At 58.8% G+C, this 21,566-nt stretch carries 20 protein-coding genes and 1 riboswitch; of the genes, 9 read left to right on the top strand and 11 right to left on the bottom strand.

Features of this window, described 5'->3' with window-relative positions:
• Window position 1: 1 nt before the first annotated feature.
• The 5 genes from lepA to rpoE all read right to left on the bottom strand — a co-directional run bounded on the left by lepA (window position 2) and on the right by rpoE (window position 5,863).
• Entirely contained in the window at window positions 2-1,798 is a 1,797-nt protein-coding gene (gene lepA, locus ALP40_RS10885) for a translation elongation factor 4 (protein ID WP_122208280.1), read from the bottom strand.
• A 171-nt stretch (window positions 1,799-1,969) separates the two neighbouring features.
• On the bottom strand, window positions 1,970-3,352 hold the full coding sequence (locus tag ALP40_RS10890; RefSeq protein WP_375140038.1) for a DegQ family serine endoprotease: 1,383 nt from the start codon (window positions 3,350-3,352) through the stop codon (window positions 1,970-1,972).
• A gap of 334 nt (window positions 3,353-3,686) precedes the next feature.
• Window positions 3,687-4,649 carry a MucB/RseB C-terminal domain-containing protein gene (locus ALP40_RS10895; RefSeq protein ID WP_122208282.1) on the bottom strand — a complete coding sequence of 321 codons (963 nt, stop codon included), beginning with the start codon at window positions 4,647-4,649 and terminating at the stop codon, window positions 3,687-3,689.
• Window positions 4,650-4,657: 8 nt separating this feature from the next.
• On the bottom strand, window positions 4,658-5,248 hold the full coding sequence (locus ALP40_RS10900; RefSeq protein WP_122208283.1) for an anti sigma-E factor RseA C-terminal domain-containing protein: 591 nt from the start codon (window positions 5,246-5,248) through the stop codon (window positions 4,658-4,660).
• A 33-nt stretch (window positions 5,249-5,281) separates the two neighbouring features.
• A complete protein-coding gene (gene rpoE, locus ALP40_RS10905) occupies window positions 5,282-5,863 on the bottom strand; it encodes an RNA polymerase sigma factor RpoE (protein ID WP_002554912.1) in 582 nt (193 codons plus the stop codon).
• 489 nt (window positions 5,864-6,352) lie between these two features.
• Between rpoE and nadB the strand changes: the two genes are divergently transcribed.
• Window positions 6,353-7,969, top strand: a complete 1,617-nt coding sequence (gene nadB / locus ALP40_RS10910) for an L-aspartate oxidase (protein WP_122208284.1) — start codon at window positions 6,353-6,355, stop codon at window positions 7,967-7,969.
• Here the strand turns inward: nadB and ALP40_RS10915 are convergent.
• Together ALP40_RS10915 and ALP40_RS10920 are read right to left on the bottom strand one after the other, a co-directional pair.
• Window positions 7,938-8,402, bottom strand: coding sequence for a protein YgfX (locus tag ALP40_RS10915; RefSeq protein ID WP_122208285.1), 465 nt, complete (start codon window positions 8,400-8,402; stop codon window positions 7,938-7,940). The two genes, nadB and ALP40_RS10915, sit on opposite strands and share 32 nt — an antisense overlap.
• Window positions 8,386-8,640, bottom strand: a complete 255-nt coding sequence (locus tag ALP40_RS10920) for a succinate dehydrogenase assembly factor 2 (protein WP_004881759.1) — start codon at window positions 8,638-8,640, stop codon at window positions 8,386-8,388. Before ALP40_RS10920 ends, ALP40_RS10915 begins: the two co-directional genes overlap by 17 nt.
• 148 nt (window positions 8,641-8,788) lie before the next feature.
• Between ALP40_RS10920 and ALP40_RS10925 the strand changes: the two genes are divergently transcribed.
• Both ALP40_RS10925 and ALP40_RS10930 read left to right on the top strand, forming a co-directional pair.
• On the top strand, window positions 8,789-9,730 hold the full coding sequence (locus tag ALP40_RS10925) for a folate-binding protein YgfZ (protein ID WP_181115958.1): 942 nt from the start codon (window positions 8,789-8,791) through the stop codon (window positions 9,728-9,730).
• 108 nt (window positions 9,731-9,838) lie between these two features.
• Window positions 9,839-10,660, top strand: coding sequence for an HDOD domain-containing protein (locus ALP40_RS10930; protein ID WP_122208287.1), 822 nt, complete (start codon window positions 9,839-9,841; stop codon window positions 10,658-10,660).
• Window positions 10,661-10,663: 3 nt separating this feature from the next.
• Here ALP40_RS10930 and ALP40_RS10935 read toward each other — a convergent pair whose 3' ends face one another.
• Window positions 10,664-12,052 carry a sensor histidine kinase gene (locus ALP40_RS10935; protein WP_122208288.1) on the bottom strand — a complete coding sequence of 463 codons (1,389 nt, stop codon included), beginning with the start codon at window positions 12,050-12,052 and terminating at the stop codon, window positions 10,664-10,666.
• Window positions 12,045-12,716 carry a response regulator gene (locus ALP40_RS10940; protein ID WP_122208289.1) on the bottom strand — a complete coding sequence of 224 codons (672 nt, stop codon included), beginning with the start codon at window positions 12,714-12,716 and terminating at the stop codon, window positions 12,045-12,047. Before ALP40_RS10940 ends, ALP40_RS10935 begins: the two co-directional genes overlap by 8 nt.
• A 500-nt stretch (window positions 12,717-13,216) precedes the next feature.
• On the opposite strand from ALP40_RS10940, the gene ALP40_RS10945 reads away from it, so the two are divergent.
• The 4 genes from ALP40_RS10945 (at window position 13,217) to ALP40_RS10960 (ending at window position 17,265) form a co-directional block, all read left to right on the top strand.
• Window positions 13,217-14,200, top strand: coding sequence for a tripartite tricarboxylate transporter substrate binding protein (locus tag ALP40_RS10945; RefSeq protein WP_181115988.1), 984 nt, complete (start codon window positions 13,217-13,219; stop codon window positions 14,198-14,200).
• Between the two features lie 62 nt (window positions 14,201-14,262).
• Entirely contained in the window at window positions 14,263-14,721 is a 459-nt protein-coding gene (locus ALP40_RS10950) for a tripartite tricarboxylate transporter TctB family protein (RefSeq protein WP_122208291.1), read from the top strand.
• 2 nt (window positions 14,722-14,723) lie between these two features.
• Complete coding sequence (locus tag ALP40_RS10955; RefSeq protein ID WP_122208292.1) at window positions 14,724-16,238, top strand: tripartite tricarboxylate transporter permease; 1,515 nt, start codon at window positions 14,724-14,726, stop codon at window positions 16,236-16,238.
• A complete protein-coding gene (locus ALP40_RS10960; RefSeq protein ID WP_122208293.1) occupies window positions 16,231-17,265 on the top strand; it encodes an AbrB family transcriptional regulator in 1,035 nt (344 codons plus the stop codon). The genes ALP40_RS10955 and ALP40_RS10960 overlap by 8 nt, the downstream gene beginning before the upstream one ends.
• 4 nt (window positions 17,266-17,269) lie before the next feature.
• On the opposite strand, the gene ung is transcribed toward ALP40_RS10960, so the two are convergent.
• Window positions 17,270-17,962, bottom strand: coding sequence for a uracil-DNA glycosylase (ung, locus tag ALP40_RS10965; RefSeq protein ID WP_122208294.1), 693 nt, complete (start codon window positions 17,960-17,962; stop codon window positions 17,270-17,272).
• Window positions 17,963-18,130: 168 nt separating this feature from the next.
• On the opposite strand from ung, the gene ALP40_RS10970 reads away from it, so the two are divergent.
• Window positions 18,131-19,243, top strand: coding sequence for an enoyl-CoA hydratase/isomerase family protein (locus tag ALP40_RS10970; protein ID WP_122208295.1), 1,113 nt, complete (start codon window positions 18,131-18,133; stop codon window positions 19,241-19,243).
• Between the two features lie 241 nt (window positions 19,244-19,484).
• Here ALP40_RS10970 and ALP40_RS10975 read toward each other — a convergent pair whose 3' ends face one another.
• Complete coding sequence (locus ALP40_RS10975; RefSeq protein WP_183136031.1) at window positions 19,485-19,844, bottom strand: hypothetical protein; 360 nt, start codon at window positions 19,842-19,844, stop codon at window positions 19,485-19,487.
• Between the two features lie 476 nt (window positions 19,845-20,320).
• Window positions 20,321-20,423, top strand: a riboswitch (guanidine-I (ykkC/yxkD leader).
• Window positions 20,424-20,482: 59 nt separating this feature from the next.
• Between ALP40_RS10975 and ALP40_RS10985 the strand changes: the two genes are divergently transcribed.
• A complete protein-coding gene (locus ALP40_RS10985) occupies window positions 20,483-21,556 on the top strand; it encodes a putative urea ABC transporter substrate-binding protein (RefSeq protein ID WP_122208297.1) in 1,074 nt (357 codons plus the stop codon).
• Window positions 21,557-21,566: the final 10 nt, after the last annotated feature.

The raw sequence follows: 21,566 nt of genomic DNA on the forward strand, positions 1-21,566 counted from the left end.
ACTATTCCAACCTGAGCACTGCAAGGAAAGCTTCCTGTGGAATTTCCACGTTGCCGACCTGCTTCATGCGTTTCTTACCGGCCTTCTGCTTTTCCAGCAATTTGCGTTTACGGCTTACGTCGCCACCGTAACACTTGGCCAGTACGTTCTTTCTGAGTGCCTTGACGGTTGTTCGGGCCACGATCTGACCGCCAATGGCGGCCTGAATTGCCACGTCGAACATCTGCCGCGGAATCAGCTCTTTCATCTTCTCGGTCAATGCGCGCCCTTTGTAGTGCGCATTGTCACGGTGAACGATCAGCGCCAGGGCGTCGACCTTCTCGCCGTTGATCAACACGTCGAGCTTGACCAGGTTGGCAGACTGGTAACGGTCGAAATGATAATCCAGCGATGCATAACCACGGCTGACCGACTTGAGACGGTCGAAGAAGTCCAGGACCACTTCATTCATCGGCAAATCGTAGCTGACCTGAACCTGCGTTCCGAGGAACAGCATGTCGTGCTGCACGCCGCGTTTTTCAATACACAGCGTGATGACGTTGCCCAGGTGCTCCTGAGGCACAAGAATATTTGCCCGAACGATTGGTTCGCGCATGTCTTCGATGGCTGACAGGTCAGGCAGTTTCGACGGGTTGTCGACGTAAATCGTTTCACCGGTCTTGAGCAGCAGCTCGAAGATAACCGTCGGAGCCGTGGTAATCAGGTCCAGGTTGTACTCGCGCTCCAGGCGCTCCTGGATAATCTCCATGTGGAGCATGCCCAGGAAGCCGCAGCGGAAGCCGAAGCCCAGTGCATCGGAGCTTTCGGGCAGGTATTGCAGCGAAGAGTCGTTGAGCGTCAGTTTCTGCAACGCTTCGCGGAAGTCTTCGAAATCGTCGGAACTGACCGGAAACAGACCCGCGTAAACCTGTGGCTGGATGCGTTTGAAACCCGGCAGCACGTCTACATCGGGGGTGGTGCTCAAGGTCAGGGTATCGCCGACCGGCGCACCGTGAATGTCTTTGATACCGGCAATGATGAAGCCCACTTCGCCCGCTTTCAGATCGACTGTCGCCGTGTGCTTGGGGTTGAACACGCCCACGCTGTCGACCAGATGCAGCTTGCCGGTAGATTTGACGAGAATCTTGTCGCCCTTCTTGACACGGCCGTGGCGTACGCGCACCAGGGAAACGACGCCCAGGTAGTTGTCGAACCAGGAGTCGATGATCAACGCTTGCAGCGGATCTTCGATGTTGCCGGTTGGTGCCGGAATGGTGGCGACCAGGCGCTCGAGCACTTCATCGACGCCCATGCCGCTCTTGGCGCTGCAGGCCACAGCGTCGGTGGCATCGATGCCGATGATCTTCTCGATCTCTTCCTTGACGCGGTCCGGATCGGCCTGCGGCAAGTCCATCTTGTTCAGTACCGGCATGACCTCAAGGCCCTGCTCGATAGCGGTGTAGCAGTTGGCAACCGACTGAGCTTCAACGCCCTGACCGGCATCGACAACCAGCAGCGCACCTTCGCAGGCGGCCAGCGAGCGACTGACTTCATAGGTGAAGTCCACGTGGCCCGGGGTATCAATGAAGTTCAGCTGGTAGGTAATACCGTCTTTGGCCTTGTAGTACAGGGTTACGCTGTGGGCCTTGATGGTGATCCCGCGCTCGCGCTCAAGATCCATAGAGTCAAGCACCTGCGCTTCCATTTCGCGCTCGGACAGGCCGCCGCACATTTGAATGAAGCGGTCGGCCAGCGTCGACTTGCCATGGTCAATGTGGGCGATGATGGAGAAATTGCGGATATGACTCAAATCACTCACGGATCAACACTCAAAAAGGTTGCAGGCAGATTGCCCGCCGAAAAATAGCCGGGAATTGTACCTGAAGGATGCCCGAGGCGTCACGCTTGCAGGCAGATGGATAGGCGTCAAGGCAAATTACAGGCATGAAAAAGGGCGGTCATGACCGCCCTTCTTCCTCATTGCAGCCTGTTATTCAGCCAGCTTGAAGGTAATGAACGTCGCACGACCCTGACGCAGGACGCGCATCGAAACAGAACGATCCTTGGGCAAGCTTTTCGCCACATCGGTGAACTGCTTGGCCGAAGTGATGGCCTGGTTGTTCAAGTGAGTGATCACATCACCGGCCTGCAGACCGATCAGCGAAGCAGGGCCACCGGTCACTTCCTTGATGGCAACGCCGCCTTTGATGTCCAGCGTCTTCTTCTGCTCGGCGGTCAGTTCGATCACCGAAACACCCAGACGGTTGCTGCTGCGCTCGGCACCCGCACCTGGCACGCCACCCATTTCCTGACCTTCATCCGGCAGTGCGCCGACGGTAACCGTCACGTTCTGACGCTTACCGTCACGAATCACTTCAAGCTCGGCCTTGCTGCCGTCCTTGAGGTTGCCGATCAAGTGCGGCAGGTCGGCGGACATGACGATCGGCTGGCCATTGGCGCTCAGAATCACGTCGCCTACCTGCAGACCGCCCTTGGCAGCAGGGCCATCTTCAAGCACCTGCGCAACCAGCGCACCGGCTGGCTTGTCCAGACCGAAGGATTCAGCCAGGTCCTTGTTCACTTCCTGAATCACCACACCCAACCAGCCCCGGCTGACTTTACCGCTGGCCTTGAGCTGATTGGCGACATCCATCGCGACATCGATAGGGATCGCGAACGACAGCCCCATGAAACCGCCCGAGCGGGTGAAAATTTGCGAGTTGATCCCCACGACCTCACCCGCCATGTTGAACAGCGGACCACCGGAGTTACCCGGGTTGATCGCTACGTCGGTCTGGATGAACGGCACGTAGGTATCGTTCGGAAGGCTGCGCCCCTTGGCGCTGACGATACCTTTGGTCACCGAGTGATCGAAGCCGAACGGCGAACCGATCGCCAGCACCCACTCACCGACCTTGAGCGTATTGGAATTGCCCAGTTTGGCGGTCGGAAGGTCCTTGCCTTCAATCTTCAAAACGGCCACGTCAGTACGAGGATCCGTACCGACCAGCTTGGCCTTCAGTTCGCTGCGATCAGAGAGGCGCACGAGAATTTCGTCCGCGCCGTCGATCACGTGGTTGTTGGTCAGCACATAGCCGTCTGGCGAGATAATAAAGCCCGACCCCAGCGATTGCGCTTCGCGCTGGCGATCACCCTTGCCGGGCGGACGCGTTCCTGGCGGCATGCTGCGCTCGAGAAACTCGCGCAGCATGGGAGGAAGGCCTTCAAGGTCCGGCATCTGCTGATTGGCAATAGCACGATCAGGCAACTTCTGACGGGTGCTGATATTCACGACCGCGGGCGACGCCTGCTCGACCAGCCCGGTGAAGTCCGGCAGGTTCTCGGCCTGTACGGCAGCAACCTGTCCGAGCATCAGCACGGCGGCAATGAGAGATAGATAAGATTTCATACGTGGTATCGACATACGGCTCCCGTTCACAACCAGCAAAGTTAAGCAGTACAGGTCAGCTGACTCAGAGACCCGGCACCGCGAGGTGCTTGTCTCTGACGCTTTTTACGGCCCCACAAACGACAAAGGCCAGAGCTGCGAGGCTGTGACCTATAGAAAAAAACGCATTGTTTTGCAACTTGCAAACCTCACCAAACATTTCAACACCTCAGCACAGGGCCAGGTTGACCGCAGTCTGGCGGTTCATCGAGCCCAAGATGAAATTTTTTACATCCTGGGCATTCTTCACTGTCGCACGTTACTTTTTTGCCTGGTCATCATTACCACGAATGGACAATGCGATGCGCTCGGCAGTGCCCAGTGGTATCTCACCCACCACGGTGACCATCGTGTCACCTTGAGGCGTGGTCAAGCGCCGCGACACTGCAACCGTAGGACCCAGTTGCGTGCGAATGTCTGACGAAGCGTTTCCGCTGACAGGCTCGATAAACACGGAGAAACGCGCAAGACCGTCGCCGTACATCAAACTGGTGACAGGCAAGTGAGAATCAGGATTCTTGCGAACGCCACTGCTCGTCAATTCGAAACCCGACGGCAACCAGTCCGAGTACCAGGACACGGGGCTCGTCTGAGGCTGAGGCTTGTTGCTTGCTGCACTCACGGGCTTGCAATCGGCACTGGCCTGAAGCGATTGCTCGCTGGGACCATTGACGGTGTCCAGATCGGTAAACTGAAAACGCTCCAGCAACTGACCCTTGTCGCTCAACAGCAGCGATTTGAGCGCAAGACCAGTTTCGTTATCGATATGCAGTTCCATACCGTAGCGATGCTGATCCTTGGGCGTTACCGCAACAATAGTCGTCGGACGGCCAGCAACCCTCGACTTTCCGACAACTTTCATGTCGTACCATTCAGAGAGCTTCTTGACGTCAAATGTTCGTGAGGAGGATGAACCGGAGGCGCTGGTAACGCCCGATTCGAAAGTGCCGCTAACGCACTGGGTAAGCCCGTCGACGCGTGACACTTCCTGGGCAGAGCCATCGAGCTGCAACAGACGCTCACTGATCTTGCCATCCGCTACGCGGTGCCAGATCCGATGGGTAGAAAAACTACCGTTGCGCTCGTAGACAAATGTACCTTGATAGCTTTGCTGCTGATCGACCTGCCCAAGACGTTTGAGCATGTCTTGAGCATCATCGGCATACGCTGGGAGGGCAAGCCATCCACTAAGCAATAACGGCAGTAGAGGGACGGCTCGCATGTTCCTCCTTAACGGTTTTCCAGGCTGGCAGCACGTGCATAAGGCAGCGCGCTTTCAGTACCCTTCACCGCGGCGTCCTGAGCGTGTTGACGCAAGTAGCCTGGCAGGCGCTTGTCGCCCTCACCAGCACCCTGCAACACACCATTGGCCATCGGACCAGGCGCCTGCTCAGCACTCTCGGTATAACCCGCGAGCACGGCCGGACCCTTAACTTGCGGCACAGTCAGATTGGCAGGTTGCTGAGTCTGCTGGGCCAGTTGAGCACCCGCGATGTCGTCCTGGTTGTAGAGACGAACACCCGCCAGAACGGCAACGGTCACCGAAGCAGCAACGGCCAGACGACCCAGGGAGCGCCACGGGCCGCGTGCGGCCTTCAGCGGGCTGACTTCATCGGCAATCGCGGCGGATACAGCAGCCGAGATATCCAGATGCGGCATCAGCAATTCTTTGTGCATAGCAGCGCGGGCAATTTGGTAACGCGACCATGTGGCGCGCGTTTCTGCATCGTCAATGGCATTCAATACCCGACGCAATTCCAATTCGTCCGCTTCGTTATCCATCACTGCGGACAGCGATTCCTGCAGGGCTTCACGACTCATGGCGGGTTCCTCTCTTGGGCTATCGCCGCTGTCTCAGGATTCCTGCAACAACGGCTGCAGGGCTTTATCGATGGCTTCCCGAGCGCGAAAGATGCGAGAGCGCACGGTACCAACAGGACATTGCATGACGCTCGCAATGTCTTCGTAACTCAGACCGTCGAATTCACGTAAAGTTAACGCAGTACGTAAATCTTCCGGGAGAAGCTGGATGGTCCGGTGGACAGTGCCCTCGATCTCATCCCTCAACAATGCACGTTCCGGCGACTCGATGTCCTTGAGGCCGTGATCGCCATCGTAGAACTCCGCGTCTTCAGATCTCACATCGCTATCCGGTGGTCGCCGACCTCGCGACACCAAATAGTTTTTCGCCGTGTTGATGGCGATGCGGTACAGCCACGTGTAAAACGCACTGTCGCCGCGGAAATTTCCGAGTGCGCGATAAGCCTTGATAAAGGCTTCCTGCGCAACATCCTGAGCCTCATGGGTGTCGTGCACGAATCGCACGATCAACCCGAGAATCTTGTGCTGATACTTCAGCACCAACAGATCAAATGCTCGCGTGTCCCCGCGCTGTACGCGCTCGACAAGCTGCTGATCCTCTTCCTGGGTTAGCATGAACACTCCTCATTGAGCTTAAAGGAGCGTTGCAACTGATATTGTTCAGGCTCGCAAACATAGACTCGGGCTTTTCGCAAAAGTTCTCCCCCTTCAAGCAAGTTTCCTGCAGGTAATCGTAAAGCCTGCAAGAAAAACGCAGCTCGACCCGGTCGGCTGCGTGAATAGTCTTGTCGCCAAATGCACAGTCGATGATCACTTATCTAAACCTGCGCATGCTGACGCTGTTCCTTTATAGGCAACCTGCTATTGAGCCTGGATCCCGGTAAAAAGTTCCATAAGCATAAAGGCAGGCGTGAAAGCAAACTGCACGCCCTCTCTGGATCAATGAATGTATTTCAAGGATTGAAGCAGAGTAAAACGGAGTGCATCACACCGAGGACTGGAGCACAATCATCGCCCGCTGTGGTTTCACATTGCCATGAGGCGCGGCTATTGTGCCGATCCCCAAATACTTATACTAGTGGCCGCCAAGAGCATAATTCACAGATGAGCCAACATTTTCAGCACGACGTACTGGTGATCGGCAGTGGCGCCGCAGGCTTGAGCCTTGCGCTGACCCTTCCAGCACATCTGCGCATTGCGGTTTTGAGCAAGGGCGACCTGTCCAACGGCTCCACATTCTGGGCTCAGGGTGGCGTTGCGGCGGTGCTGGATGACACCGATACGGTCGAATCTCACGTCGAAGACACCCTCAATGCCGGCGGCGGCCTGTGCGACGAAGAAGCCGTGCGTTTTACGGTTGAACACAGTCGCGAAGCCATCCAGTGGCTGATCGACCAGGGCGTGCCGTTCACCCGTGGCGACCAAGCGGACACCGAGGAAAGCGGATTCCAGTTCCACTTGACCCGTGAAGGCGGTCACAGCCATCGACGTATCATCCACGCCGCTGACGCCACCGGGGCGGCCATTTTCAAGACATTGCTGGACCAGGCCCGCAAGCGACCCAATATCGAACTGCTCGAGCAGCGTGCAGCCATTGACCTGATTACCGAGCGTCGTCTGGGTCTACAAGGCACGCGATGCCTGGGCGCTTACGTGCTCAACCGTAACAGTGGCGAGGTCGACACCTATGGCGCACGCTTTACGATCCTGGCCTCAGGCGGCGCAGCCAAGGTTTATCTCTACACCAGCAACCCCGACGGTGCCTGCGGTGATGGTATTGCGATGGCGTGGCGCGCCGGTTGTCGGGTCGCGAACCTGGAATTCAATCAGTTCCACCCCACTTGCCTGTATCACCCTCAAGCCAAAAGTTTTCTGATCACCGAGGCGCTGCGCGGCGAAGGCGCCTATCTCAAGCTGCCGAACGGTGAACGCTTTATGCCACGTTTCGACGAACGGGCAGAGCTGGCACCTCGCGACATTGTGGCCCGCGCCATCGATCACGAGATGAAGCGCCTGGGCATCGACTGCGTGTACCTGGACATCAGCCACAAGCCCGAGGACTTTATCAAGACCCACTTCCCGACGGTGTACGAACGCTGTCTGGAGTTCTCCATCGACATCACCCGCCAGCCGATCCCCGTGGTTCCCGCTGCGCATTACACCTGTGGAGGCGTGATGGTCGACAGCCAAGGGCATACGGACGTACCCGGTTTGTATGCCATCGGTGAAACCAGCTTCACGGGCTTGCACGGTGCCAATCGCATGGCCAGCAATTCGTTACTGGAATGTTTTGTCTATGCGAGGTCCGCTGCTGCCGATATCGAGAAACAACTGAATGATGTCCAACTGCCCGATAATCTGCCGGCATGGGACGCAAGCCAGGTCACCGATTCGGACGAAGATGTCATCATCGCGCACAACTGGGACGAACTACGCCGCTTCATGTGGGACTACGTAGGAATCGTGCGCACCAATAAACGTCTGCAACGAGCACAACATCGCGTGCGTTTGTTACTGGATGAAATCGATGAGTTTTACAGTAATTACAAAGTCAGCCGTGACCTGATCGAGTTGCGCAATCTGGCGCAGGTGGCTGAATTGATGATCCGCTCGGCAATGGAGCGCAAGGAAAGTCGCGGACTGCATTACACGCTGGATTACCCCGATCTTCTGCCCGAGGCGCTGGACACTATTCTGACACCCCCCACCTACGTCGACTGAACTTCAAGCGTACTCGCAGGCGTCGATGCACATCCGGCACCTGCGAGTCGAAGGGAATGCAGCAGCTTCTGACTGTCCGCTGAGGTCTGCCAGCGCTGACCAGTCGAAAGCGGAGAATCACGACCAGCGGCAGCGCCAGGCTGTCCTGACACAGCTGAACCGGCTGCCAGCCGCCCCGCTCGCTCCACACTCGCCAACCGTGTGAGTCACGCTGCAGGCCGGTGAAGGCAGTCCGACGCTTCAGCAGTATCGACCCTGGTACAACCCAGCCTGCATGAGCGACGCACAACGCGACGCCGACCGCGGCAATCAGGCCCGGGACATCCAGCCAGTACAGGCAAAATAACGCCAGCGCCTGCACGCACAGGTAAGTCGTCAGCAGCAGGCGAGACGCCTGCCAATGACACTCGAAACGATCATTTGGGCTGAACACGGTCCAGGATCATACGAACCATGCGCTGCAATTCGGGATCTTCGGACTCGGCACGCTGCATGAACCAGCCGAACATGTCCTGATCCTCGCAGGTCAGCAGGCGGCGATACAGATCGCGGTCCACGTCATTCAAATGCGGATAGACCTCACGGACAAACGGCACCAGCAGCACGTCCAGTTCGAGCATGCCGCGGCGGCTGTGCCAGTAAAGGCGGTTGAGTTCAACGTCTTCGACCATGGAGCGCTCCTCAAAGTAGGCCGCGAGTATACAGCCGTGAAGCGACTGCGCGAATCGCGCAATGGTCGCAGCAGTTTTCACGTGGCCGTATTCAGATTCATGACTGGGCACTATGATGTGCCCCAGACTTTTTCCATTTGCGATGACCATGGCCCACTCAGCTTTCTTCTGCACGCTATCCCATGAGGGCGTTCTTGCCGTTCGCGGCGTGGATGCCAGCAAGTTTCTGCAGGGACAATTGACCTGCAATTTCAATTATCTGAGCGAAGAGCGCTCAAGCCTCGGTGCGCGCTGCACCCAGAAAGGCCGTATGCAATCGAGCTTCCGGGTTCTGCTCGAAGGTGACGGTTGTCTGCTGGCAATGGCGCAGGAACTGATCGAGCCGCAACTGCTGGACCTGCGCAAATACGCCGTGTTTTCAAAGTCGAAGCTGACCGACGAAAGCGCTGGCTGGGTGCGCTTCGGCTTGCAGGACGGCGACGCTGCGTTAGTCGGTCTAGGGCTGGATCTGGCGCAGGACACCGACTCGGTCAGCCGCGCCAACGATTTGATTGCGGTCCGCGTATCCCCCCAGCGGGCAGAGCTTTGGGTACCCGCCGACCAGGCCGATAGCCTCCAGTCGCGCCTCGCTTCGCACCTTCAGAAGGGCTCACTCAACGATTGGCTGCTGGGCCAGATCCAGGCCGGCATCGGTCAGGTGTTCATCGAAACCCGCGAAGAGTTCATCCCGCAGATGATCAACCTGCAGGCTGTGGGCGGTGTCAGCTTCAAGAAAGGCTGTTACACCGGCCAGGAAATCGTGGCGCGCATGCAGTACCTGGGCAAGCTCAAACGCAGGCTTTATCGACTGTCGATGCAGGGCGACGACATCCCGACGCCCGGTGCCGCACTGTTTTCTCCGGTTCATGCCAGCGCAGTAGGTAACATTGTGATCGCGGCGCGGTCAGAGCAGGGGATCGAGTTGTTGGCAGTACTTCAGGCCGATGCCGCAGAAAGCGGCGATGTCCGTCTCGGATCTCCCGACGGCCCCTCCTTGCAACTGGGCGAGTTGCCCTACGTTCTGGACAGCAAGCTCGAGACGCAGCGATAACGCAGGCGCACACCCCGGGATCCCACTGTCAGTACAACGACCCGACATTCGGGCGCTTCCCGAGCGCCCGAGTCACTCTGGACTCTCTAAACGGCTGCGAGACGCAACATGAGCAAGATGGCTGACGAGGTGCAGAGAAACTTGATCAAGGCCATCGACCGAGATGCCTTGTTTCTCCCCACCCTGCCTGAAGTAGCACTGAAGATTCGCCTTGCGGCCGAAGACACCGAAATCAGCATCGCTGCGCTGAGCAAAGTCATCGGCAGCGATACCGCCCTGTCCGCCCGCCTCATCAAAGTGGCGAACAGTCCATTGTTACGGCCCAATTTCGAGGTCAGCGACGTCATTACGGCGATCCGCCGACTGGGCGTCAATTACACCTGCAACCTGGCCATCGGGCTGGTGGTCGAGCAGATGTTTCATGCCAAATCGGAAGTCATCGAACAGAAGATGCGGGATATCTGGAAGCAGAGCCTGCAGGTCGCTGGCATCAGCTATGCCCTGTGTCAGCGCTATACAACGTTGAAGCCGGACCAGGCCACACTGGCCGGGCTGATCCATCTGATCGGCATCCTGCCGATCCTGACCTACGCCGAAGACCATTTCGACCTGCTCGCCGACCCGATCAGCCTCAATCATGTGATCGACAACATCCATCCAGTGATCGGTGAACGCCTGCTGCGCTCCTGGGATTTCCCTGAGCCGCTGGCCTCGGTGCCGGGCAAGTTTCAGGATTTTACCCGCGTGTCGAAAAGTCCCGACTACATCGATCTGGTGCAGGTCGCGAGCGTGCATGTGCACAAGAACACGGACCATCCCTTTGCCGCGATCGAAATTGCGGACTTGCCCGCCTACAGCCAACTGAGGCTTAGCAGAGCCAACGGCATGCTCAGCGCCGAAATGGACGACGCGATGGACATGCTTTACTAAGCGTCAGGCCTGTGGAGCAGCGAAGCTGACCCGAACTTTCAAACCGCGCTCGGCGCCGTCATGCAATGAAATACGAGCAAGATGCGCGCGACAGATCTCCCCGACAATCGCCAGCCCCAACCCTGCCCCGCTGCCCTGTTGACTGCGACGGTAAAACCGTTCGAATACCCGGTCGCGCTCAGCCTGGGGAATGCCCTGCCCGTCATCTTCAACCTCCAGAACACCCGGCGCATAAACCCTCAGCACCACGTTGCCACCGGGCGGCGTATGGGCCAGCGCATTGTCGACGAGGTTACTGAGCAGTTCATTGAGCAATGTCGGTTCGCCTTTGAGCCACACCGGCTCGTCAGCTTCCAGCGCCAGCGCAACACCGCGTGAGTGCGCCAGCGGTGCCATCGCCATGCCAAGTTCGCGCGCCAACTGACTGAGATCCAGCTGCTGCGCACCGCCCTCGGCAATGGCGCGGGCACCGTTTTCAATGCGCGCCAGCGACAACAACTGATTGGCCAGATGGGTCAGGCGATCCGTCCCCAGCGCCGCAGACTCCAGCGTCGTGCGCCACTGCTGCGGATCACGCTCGCGCAGGCCAAGCTCCACACGCGCCTTAAGCGCAGCCAGCGGGGTGCGCAATTCGTGAGCGGCATCGGCGATGAACTGCGCCTGACGCTCGAATTGCAGGCGCAAACGCTCGGTGAAGTGGTTCAACGCGCCGACCAGTGGTCGCAGTTCATGCTGCACCTCCACCATCGGCAGCGACCGCAGATCATCCGGCTGGCGCTCCTCGACCGCTGTGCGCAAACGCTCCAACGGACGCAGCGCCGCACTGACCGTAAACCACACCAGCAACAACGCGCCGCCGCCCAGCATCCCCAATCGCAACAAGGTATCGGCCATCAAGCTGCGGGCCATGCCCTTGCGGGCTTCCTGGGTTTCAGCCACGCGGATTTCTGCAGTGCCATTCATGCCGGGATCGGTCACCGGTTTAAGCAGACTGACCACACGCACGTCCTGGCCCTGATACCTGCCGTTATAAAACTTGGCGAGTGCCGGATAATCGTCGGTCCGCAAGGTGCCTGGCGGTGGCGATGGCAGGTTCTCGTAGCCGGAGATCAGCTTCTGGTTAATGTCATTGACCTGGTAATAAATTCGCCCTTCGCTGTCATAGGCGAAGGTGTCCAGCGCCACATAAGGAATGTCCGCGCTCAATGTCCCGTCGCGCTGAGTCAGACCGGCAGCGATGGTTCGGGCCGACGCCAGTAGCGTGCGATCGTACGCCGTGTCGGCGACTTCGCGCCCGTTCCAGTAAGCACTCATGCCGCTGGCCAGCATCAGTACCACCAGCAACAAGGCCAGATTCCACAGCAGTCGCCAGCGCAGGCTGTCGTTAATCATCACGGCTTTCCAACAGGTAACCCAGGCCACGAAACGTCACGATGGCGACCGACTGCCCGTCGAGCTTCTTGCGCAGCCGGTGCACGTAGATTTCGATGGCGTCGGGGCTGGCTTCTTCGTCGAGCCCGAACACTTGCGCCGCAAGCTGTTCCTTGCTCATCACCCGACCGGGCCTTGCGATAAGCGCCTCAAGCACCGCCTGCTCACGAGACGTGAGGGTGAGTAATTCATCGCCCAGGGTGAAACGGCGCGTGTCCAGATCGTAGGCGAGTACGCCGCAACGCTGCTGACGCTCGCCACCCAGGACGCTGCGACGCAGCAGGGCCTTGACCCGGGCTTCCAGTTCCGAGAGTTCGAAAGGCTTGGCCAGGTAGTCATCCGCACCCAGATTGAGGCCATGAACCCGGTCTTTGACGTCACTGCGTGCGGTCAGCATCAGCACCGGCAGGTTCTTGCTGCGCGCCCGCAAACGCGCCAGCACTTCGAAGCCGTCCATGCGTGGCAAACCTACATCGAGGATCGCGACGGCGTATTCCTCACTGGTCAGGGCGAGGTCGGCGGCAACGCCATCGTGCAGGACATCGACGGTCAAGCCCGCGCTCTTGAGCGCCTGCGCGACACTTTCAGCCAATTGCAGATGATCTTCCACGAGAAGAACACGCATCGCCGTCTCCTGATTTTCGATGTTGTTATTGGGGTATGGAAGCGGAGTTTACAGGCGCGCCGCCCGCTGTGAAGCACTGAAACAACTCGCACGTTTGAGAGGCGCGATTGAAAGCTTATTGAAAGGTGGCTGAAAGGTTCGTCATTTAGGATCGGACCACGACCCGAAAAAGGGTACGTAAAAAAGGCGCCCGGACGCGTCTGAAAATAAAAACAATAAAACGGTAAATGGAGTCACATCATGTCAATGCCCTCCCCGGCTCGACAGTTCGTGCATTGCATTCAATTCTCGACCGCTCCCGGTCGGCACGCCTCAGGCTTGCCAGTTCCTGGCACTACGCTAAGTACCTGCGATCATCCAGCACTTCTCAAGAACCTCGGCACCGTTATCTGCCGCCAGGCATCTGCTTGTCGATTTCTGCCGTTACGGGAAGTAACTGACCGCCAAATGTCTTGAACAGAACAGCTTTCCACATCCAAAAACAAAAAAACCTCAGGAGACTGCACATGAAACTTTCCTTGCGTCAGCTTGCAATGACCGCCGGCTGCATGCTGGTTGCCACTCAACTGCTTGCTGAACCCAAGCGTCCCGAATGCATTGCACCGGCCTCGCCGGGCGGTGGGTTCGACCTGACTTGCAAACTGATCCAGAGCGCCCTGATCAACGAGAAAATCCTCAGCTCGCCAATGCGCGTGACCTATATGCCTGGCGGCGTCGGTGCGGTGGCGTACAACGCCGTGGTCGCGCAGCGTCCGGCCGATGCAGGCACGCTGGTCGCCTGGTCCAGCGGGTCGCTGCTCAACCTGGCGCAGGGCAAGTTCGGACGTTTCGACGAAAATGCCGTGCGCTGGCTGGCGGCCGTCGGCACCAGCTATGGCGCCATCGCGGTCAAGAGCGACTCGCCTTACAAGAACCTTGATGACCTGGTTAAGGCACTCAAGGCCGACCCAAGCAAGGTCGTGATCGGCTCGGGCGGCACCGTTGGCAGCCAGGACTGGATGCAGACCGCCTTGATCGCCAAGGCCGCTGGCATCAATCCGCGTGAACTGCGATACGTCGCGCTCGAAGGTGGCGGCGAAATCGCCACCGCCTTGCTGGGCGGCCATATCCAGGTCGGCAGTACCGACATTTCCGACTCCATGCCGCACATTCTCAGCGGCAACATGCGGCTGCTGGCGGTGTTCGCCGACAAGCGCATCGACGAGCCTGAAATGAAAGACATCCCAACCGCCAAGGAACAGGGCTACGACATCGTCTGGCCTGTGGTGCGTGGCTTCTACCTCGGGCCAAAGGTCAGCGACGAAGACTACAACTGGTGGAAAGCCTCGTTCGACAAGGTATTGGCTTCGGAAGACTTCGCCAAATTGCGTGACCAGCGCGAGCTGTTCCCGTTCGCCATGACCGGCCAAGAGCTGGACGCCTACGTCAAGAAACAGGTGGCCGACTACAAGCTGATGGCCAAGGAATTCGGCCTGATTCAGTAATTGCACCCAATTGACTGACGTTCGGTTGCGCCTGCCCGACAGGCGCACCTCAGGAGCTTTTCATGGCCATACAACGCATTTTTGCAGGCGTCCTGTTACTGGTCTGTATCGGCCTGGCCTTCATGGCCTGGCCCTATCAGGCGCCCTTTTCCTACGAACCTGTCGGCCCTCGGGCCTTTCCCTTGTTGATGATCGGTTTGATGGGTATCGCTCTGCTGTACATGCTGATTCGCCCGACCCCCATCGTACACAGCGAAGACGAGCCGCCGCTGGACCGCGAAACGCTGATCAAGATCGGCACCTGCATCGCGCTACTGCTGGTGTTCGCCGGCCTGTTCGAACCGCTGGGCTTCATTCTCAGTAGCATACTGATCGGCATTCCGATGGCACGCCTGTATGGCGGTCGCTGGTTGCCCAGTGTCGTTGTGGTGATCCTGATGAGCATCGGCCTTTACCTGCTGTTCGATAAAGCGATGGACGTTCCACTGCCTTTGGGCCTGCTCAGCGTTCTGGAGAATTAAACATGGATACTTTCGGCTATCTGGGCCAGGGCTTCGGCGTTGCGCTGACGCCTTACAACCTCATTACCGCGCTGTCGGGCACGTTGATCGGTACCATCGTCGGCCTGTTGCCGGGGCTGGGACCGATCAACGGCGTGGCGCTGCTGATTCCCATCGCCTTCGCCCTGGGACTGCCGCCAGAGTCGGCCTTGATCCTGCTGGCGGCCGTGTACCTGGGCTGCGAGTACGGCGGCCGTATCAGTTCGATCCTGCTGAACATTCCCGGTGAAGCGTCCACCGTGATGACCACCCTCGACGGCTACCCTATGGCCCGTAACGGCATGGCGGGCGTCGCGTTGTCACTGTCGGCCTGGAGTTCGTTCATCGGCGCCTTCATCGCCACCTGCGGCATGGTGCTGTTTGCACCGTTGCTGGCCAAATGGGCGATTGCTTTTGGCCCCGCGGAGTACTTTGTGTTGATGGTATTCGCCATTGTCTGCCTGGGCGGGATGGCAGGCGACAAACCGCTCAAGACTTTCATCGCTGCGCTGATCGGTCTGTTCCTGTCTGCGATCGGGATCGATGCCAACAGCGGTGTGTACCGTTTTACCGGCGACAACATCCATCTGGCGGACGGCATCCAGTTCGTGGTGTTGGTCCTGGGTCTGTTTTCCATCAGCGAGATCCTGTTGCTGCTGGAAAAAACCCACCGCGGGCAGGAAGCAGTCAAGGCCACCGGGCGCATGATGTTCAACCTCAAGGAGGCGGCGGCGGTGTTCACGGTGAACCTTCGCTGTGGCTTCATGGGCTTTATCCTGGGCGTATTGCCGGGCGCGGGTGCAACGCTGGCCAGTGCGGTTGCCTACATGACTGAAAAGCGTATCGCAGGCCCCACCGGCACGTTCGGCAAAGGTGACATGCGCGGTCTGGCGGCACCGGAAACCGCTATCGGCGCGACCGCCTGCGGCGCGCTGGTACCGATGCTGACCCTGGGCGTACCCGGTTCGGGCACCACGGCAGTCATGATCGGTGCTCTGTCGCTGTACAACATCACGCCCGGCCCGATGCTGTTTCAGCAGCAACCGGATTTGGTCTGGGGCCTGATCGCGTCGCTGTTCATCGCCAACATCATGCTGGTGATCCTGAACATCCCGATGATCCGCATTTTTACCCGCATCCTGTCCGTGCCGAACTGGGCGCTGGTGCCGGTCATCGCGATCATCACCGGGATCGGCGTCTACGCCGTCCACGCCACCACCTTCGACCTGTTCCTGATGGTCGGTATCGGTATCTTCGGCTACATCCTGCGCAAGCTTGATTTTCCGCTGTCGCCGATCCTGCTGGGGTTCATTCTTGGTGGCTTGATGGAGCAAAACCTGCGTCGTGCGTTGTCGATCTCCAACGGCGAACTGGGGATTCTCTGGGCCAGCCCGATTACCCTGGGTGTCTGGGTGCTGACCGTGTTCATGCTGCTGTTCCCGCTGATCCGTATCTGGCGCAAGCGCGCCAACCAGCGTGCCGCGATGACTAATGTCTGACTCGTCACTGCGCAACTGGTGGCCGACCCCGTTGGTCGGCCTGCTGGGCGGTTACCTTGCCAGCCAGGTCGGCTGGCCTCTGCCCTGGATGGTCGGCTCGTTGCTGGCGATCATCCTGGTGCGCTGCCTGACACCCTGGCAGATCACTCAGATTCCAGGCGGTCGCAAATGCGGCCAACTGGTCATCGGCATCGGCATCGGCCTGCACTTCACCCCGGTGGTAATCGAGCAGGTACTGGCGCACTTTGGACTGATTTTTTTCGGCGCGCTGATCACCAGTGTGTCTTGCCTGGTAGGCGTGTGGCTGATGCTGCGCACCGGCGAAGACCGACCGACGGCGTTCTTCTCCAGCATGCCGGGCGGGTCTGGCGAGATGGTCAACCTGGGCGCACGCAATGGCGCGACCCTGAGCAGCGTCGCAGCCGCGCAAAGCTTACGCGTGCTGGCGGTGGTGCTGTGCGTACCGGCGATCTTCAAATACCTGCTGGGTGACGGTGCTCCTGTGCTTCACGCCACCAGTGTCGACTGGCGCTGGCTGGCGTTCCTGCTGCCGTTCGGTGCGCTGCTCGCGTGGCTGTGGCAGCGCCTCAAACAACCCAACCCGTGGCTGTTCGGACCACTGCTGCTGAGTGCGGTGGTCAGCGTGGTCTGGGACCTGAAAATCGGCTTGCCCAACGGCGCCAGCCAACTGGGTCAACTGCTGATCGGCAGCGGACTGGGTTGTCACTTCAACCGGGAGTTTTTCCGCCGTGCGCCGTCGTTTCTCGGTCGCACGCTGCTCGGAACGGCGCTGACCATGCTGATCGCCGCCCTTGCCGCTTTCGGCCTCAGCGCGTTGACTCATCTGGATTTGCGCTCGCTGACACTCGGCATGATGCCGGGCGGCATCGCCGAAATGAGCCTCACCGCCGAGGTGCTGCAACTGTCGGTGCCGCTGGTGACGGCCATGCAGGTCATGCGACTGCTGTTCGTGCTGTTTCTGGCCGAGCCGCTGTTCCGGCGCTGGAACAGGCGACTCGCTGACTGATGTCTCAGATATTCGGCAAACGCCAGTCAATCGGCGTGATGCCATTCTGCTCCAGGTACTTGTTGGCCCGTCCGAAGTGTCCGTTACCGAGAAAGCCCTTGTAGGCCGACAACGGTGACGGGTGGACCGAGGTCAGTACCAGATGCTTGGTGGCGTCGACCAGCTTCTGCTTGCTCTGCGCATGAGCGCCCCACAACAGAAACACCAGATGCGGTTGATGCTCGCTGACCACCTGAATGATTCGGTCGGTGAAATGCTGCCAGCCCTTGCCTGCATGGGACGCCGCGTTGGCCCGCTCAACAGTAAGGGTGGTATTAAGCAACAGCACGCCCTGATCCGCCCAGTTTTGCAAGCAACCGTGATTGGGAATATCGATGTTCAGATCACGCTTCAGCTCTTTATAGATATTGACCAGCGAAGGCGGTGTCGGCACGCCGGGCTGCACCGAGAAGCACAGGCCGTGGGCCTGATTGGGACCGTGGTATGGGTCCTGACCGAGGATCACCACTTTCACGTTATCCAGCGGCGTTGAGTTCAGTGCATTGAAAATCAGCGGCCCAGGCGGATAGATCTCTTTGCCTGCGGCATGCTCCTGACGTAGAAACTCGCGCAACTGCTGCATGTAGGGTTTTTCGAACTCTTCACGCAATGCTTCTTTCCAGCTGGGTTCAAGCTTGATGCGGTCGTCGCTAGTCATGGTCACATCCGGTAAAAACATTGCGCGGACACTAGGAAAGCTGACTGCCAATGTCAAATGCACTACGTCGCTTCCGTCGTTTTCCTACACTGCAGACTTCCCCCCGAAACTTAATGACGCGATGCAAAGACCAATATTGACGTCAGCGTCTTTCCAGAGAGGGTCACGATGAACCTGCAATTCGAAGAACTTCACGCACAGGGCGGCGCCCGTATCGGGATCGCCACGCTGGATTCCGAGAAATCGCTCAATGCCTTGTCGCTGCCGATGATTCTGGCGCTTCAGGATCAGCTCGACGCCTGGGCAAGCAATCCACAAATCGTTTGCGTGCTGTTGCGCGGCAATGGTGAGAAAGCCTTTTGCGCTGGCGGCGATGTGCGCACGCTGGTCGAAACCTGCCTGAACAACCCGGGGACCGTGCCCCCACTCGCGGCCCACTTCTTCGGCGCCGAATACCGTCTGGATTACAGCCTGCACACGTACCCCAAACCTTTGATCTGCTGGGCACACGGCTATGTGCTGGGCGGCGGCATGGGGTTGCTGCAAGGCGCCAACATACGGATCGTTACCCAAAGCAGTCGATTGGCGATGCCGGAAGTCAGCATCGGCCTGTACCCCGATGTCGGCGCCAGCTGGTTCCTGTCTCGTCTGCCGGGAAAACTGGGATTGTTTCTCGGGCTGACCGGCTCGCACATCAACGGGCGTGACGCACTGGATCTGGACCTGGCCGACCGCTGCCTGCTCGATACGCAACAGCCGGACCTGATCGAAGGCCTGCTGCAACTCAATTGGCAGGACCAGACAGACATGCAGCTCAACAGCCTGCTCAAGGCGTTGCAGCATGAGGCCAACAGCCAATTGCCCGAGGCACAGTGGCTGCCACGCCGCAGGCAGATCGATGCGTTGCTGGATGTGGGCAGTCTGGTGTGTGCCTGGCAGGCGATCAGTCAATTGCAGCAGCACGACGATAGGTTGCTGGCCAAAGGCGCCAAGAACCTGGTCGAAGGCTGCCCAGTGACGGCGCACCTGGTTTGGGAGCAGATCGGTCGTGCGCGCCATCTGTCGTTGGCGCAGGTGTTTCAGATGGAATACGCCATGAGCCTCAATTGCTGCCGCCACCCGGACTTCAGCGAAGGGGTGCGGGCAAGGCTGATCGACAAAGATCACACACCACGCTGGCACTGGCCGGACGTGAGCAAAGTGCCGCCTGCGGTGATCGAGGCACACTTCGAGAAGGTCTGGGAAGGACGACACCCGCTGGCGGATTTGTCGGAGTACTGAGAGCGTATCGGCTCGAATGGACTGTCACGACGTCAATCATTTACTGAATGCACATCGTCGTGGGAGCGAGCTTGCTCGCGAAGAGGCCGGGGCAGTCCCCCAAAATGTCGGACGTCTGTAATCGGCTCTTCGCGAACAAGCTCGCTCCCACGGGTTTCTATTTATCCAATAAGACAGGGTGCTGCGCATGAAAGCAGCTCAGGACGCTCCGTGTCCCGGCTGACTCATAGGCGAACAAAGGTCAGCGATGCCCGCCGCGTCCGTCGCCGCGACCGCGGCCATCGCCTCGTCCGTGATCGCGTCCACCGCCGTGGTCGTTCCAGCCTCGGTTGCCACGGTCACCGCGGTAGTTGCCTCGATAGCCGTCATTGCCCCGGAAGCCATCATTGCGCCAGCCATAACCTGGCGGGCGACCCGGCTGGTAATAGCGTGCGCCCGGTGGCGGTCCGTAATAGCGGGGTTGGGTGTAATAGCGAGGTTGCGGTTGGTAATAGCGCGGTTGAGGCGCCACGTAAATGCGCCGCTCCTGGTAGTAGGTGGAACGGTAGCCATTGTCATAGGCGTACCCGCCCGCGACGACGGTCGTCGGTTGCGTGTACACATCGGATTCGTAGTAACCAGGGCCTCCATAACAACCAGCAAGGAAGAGGGTCAGCAAAACGATAAGCGAGGGTCTTCGATACATGGCGGCCTCCCGGACCGCGATTGGCACAAACCAGCGACGCTGGTCGGCGTCCGCCAAAGCGATTGACGGACAACAACTCAGACACCGAAAACGCGATCCAGTGCGCAATGCGACCCTCCGTCCATCGCCTCGAATGCCCGCCCTTTTCCTGCAAAGCCTTTCAAATCAAGGCCTGCAGCCCTGTAGCGCTTTCTTACAAAGATACTACAAAACATTTCAAACTAGCGCTTCATGACGGTGCGCTCACGCACCAGCACAAGGCACATATCCATGTCCGACTGCGCCTGGAAGTACCGCGAGCCTTGCCAAACGGGCCTCTTGGCAAGTTGGCACAACTCTCGCTTAGTTCATTCCGTGCAGGAGTCAACACACGGTTCGCGGCACCACAATTTGCAATAGCCGACTAGGGTTCCGGCTTGCCAGACGGCAAGTGGCTGGTCCGAGAGTTGGCGACCTCCAGTAGAGGTTACACGGCGGGACAAAAGCCCGGGAGACAGGACACCAGTGGTGTCACGTTGCTCCTGGCCGCCCTTTTCACTACTGGAGATCTCTCGATGCTCAAGTCAACGTCACGTCTCTCAGGCCTGCTGTGCGCCGGTCTTCTCGCTGCATTGAGCTTCTCGGCGAACGCCGCTCAGAAAGATCATTTCAACGTCTGCTGGACGATCTATGCAGGCTGGATGCCGTGGGAATACGCAGGCACTCAAGGCATCGTCGACAAGTGGGCGAAGAAATACGGCATCAAGATCGATGTCACCCAGCTCAATGATTACGTCGAGTCAATCAACCAGTACACCGCCGGCCAGTTCGATGGCTGCACCATGACCAACATGGACGCCTTGACCATCCCGGCTGCCGGGGGCGTGGAAAGCACCGCACTGATCGTCAGCGATTTCTCCAACGGCAATGACGGCGTGGTGCTCAAGGGCGAAGGCAAGAAGATCGCCGACCTCAAGGGCATGGACGTCAATCTGGTCGAACTCTCGGTGTCCCATTACCTGCTGGCCCGTGCGCTGGACAGCGCCAAACTCAGCGAAAAAGACCTGAAGGTGGTCAACACCTCGGACGCCGACATCGCCGCCGCCTTTAACACCGATGATGTTCAAGCCGTCACCACCTGGAATCCGATGCTGTCGGAAATCAAGGCCAAACCGGGCGTGACCGAAGTGTTCAACTCCAGCCAGATTCCCGGCGAGATCATGGACATGATGGTGGTCAACACCCAGACCCTGAAAGACAACCCTGCACTGGGCAAGGCGCTGACCGGCGCATGGTTTGAAGTGGTTGCGCTGATGAACGCCAAAAACGCTCAGAGCAAGGCCGCGCTGGAACACATGGCCAAGGCCTCGGGCACTGATCTGGCAGGTTTTCAGTCGCAACTGGACACCACCAAGCTGTTCGCCACGCCCAAGGAAGCGCTTGAGTTCGCCACTAGCAAGCAACTGCCGGAGACGATGGGCAAAGTCGCCAGCTTTTCGTTCGCGCACGGTTTGCTCGGCGAAGGTGCCAAAGACGACAAGGCGGTGGGCATGACCTTCGCCAACGACGTCACCACCGGCGACAAGGGCAATCTCAAGCTGCATTTCGACCCCAGCTACGTGCAGATGGCCGCCGACGGCACGCTGTAACTCACGTTTC

Source organism: Pseudomonas viridiflava (assembly GCF_003702045.1).
GTDB lineage: Bacteria > Pseudomonadota > Gammaproteobacteria > Pseudomonadales > Pseudomonadaceae > Aquipseudomonas > Aquipseudomonas viridiflava_C.

Excerpts from the sequence above, each read along its gene's own strand:
- ALP40_RS10890 (WP_375140038.1), bottom strand. The coding sequence starts at position 3,352 with ATGCTCGGACAGGTTGCTGCCGTACAGGCCGAGAACCTGCCGGACTTC.
- ALP40_RS10895 (WP_122208282.1), bottom strand. The coding sequence starts at position 4,649 with ATGCGAGCCGTCCCTCTACTGCCGTTATTGCTTAGTGGATGGCTTGCC.
- ALP40_RS10900 (WP_122208283.1), bottom strand. The coding sequence starts at position 5,248 with ATGAGTCGTGAAGCCCTGCAGGAATCGCTGTCCGCAGTGATGGATAAC.
- rpoE (WP_002554912.1), bottom strand. The coding sequence starts at position 5,863 with ATGCTAACCCAGGAAGAGGATCAGCAGCTTGTCGAGCGCGTACAGCGC.
- nadB (WP_122208284.1), top strand. The coding sequence starts at position 6,353 with ATGAGCCAACATTTTCAGCACGACGTACTGGTGATCGGCAGTGGCGCC.
- ALP40_RS10920 (WP_004881759.1), bottom strand. The coding sequence starts at position 8,640 with ATGGTCGAAGACGTTGAACTCAACCGCCTTTACTGGCACAGCCGCCGC.
- ALP40_RS10925 (WP_181115958.1), top strand. The coding sequence starts at position 8,789 with ATGGCCCACTCAGCTTTCTTCTGCACGCTATCCCATGAGGGCGTTCTT.
- ALP40_RS10930 (WP_122208287.1), top strand. The coding sequence starts at position 9,839 with ATGAGCAAGATGGCTGACGAGGTGCAGAGAAACTTGATCAAGGCCATC.
- ALP40_RS10935 (WP_122208288.1), bottom strand. The coding sequence starts at position 12,052 with ATGATTAACGACAGCCTGCGCTGGCGACTGCTGTGGAATCTGGCCTTG.
- ALP40_RS10940 (WP_122208289.1), bottom strand. The coding sequence starts at position 12,716 with ATGCGTGTTCTTCTCGTGGAAGATCATCTGCAATTGGCTGAAAGTGTC.
- ALP40_RS10950 (WP_122208291.1), top strand. The coding sequence starts at position 14,263 with ATGGCCATACAACGCATTTTTGCAGGCGTCCTGTTACTGGTCTGTATC.
- ALP40_RS10955 (WP_122208292.1), top strand. The coding sequence starts at position 14,724 with ATGGATACTTTCGGCTATCTGGGCCAGGGCTTCGGCGTTGCGCTGACG.
- ALP40_RS10960 (WP_122208293.1), top strand. The coding sequence starts at position 16,231 with ATGTCTGACTCGTCACTGCGCAACTGGTGGCCGACCCCGTTGGTCGGC.
- ung (WP_122208294.1), bottom strand. The coding sequence starts at position 17,962 with ATGACTAGCGACGACCGCATCAAGCTTGAACCCAGCTGGAAAGAAGCA.
- ALP40_RS10970 (WP_122208295.1), top strand. The coding sequence starts at position 18,131 with ATGAACCTGCAATTCGAAGAACTTCACGCACAGGGCGGCGCCCGTATC.
- ALP40_RS10985 (WP_122208297.1), top strand. The coding sequence starts at position 20,483 with ATGCTCAAGTCAACGTCACGTCTCTCAGGCCTGCTGTGCGCCGGTCTT.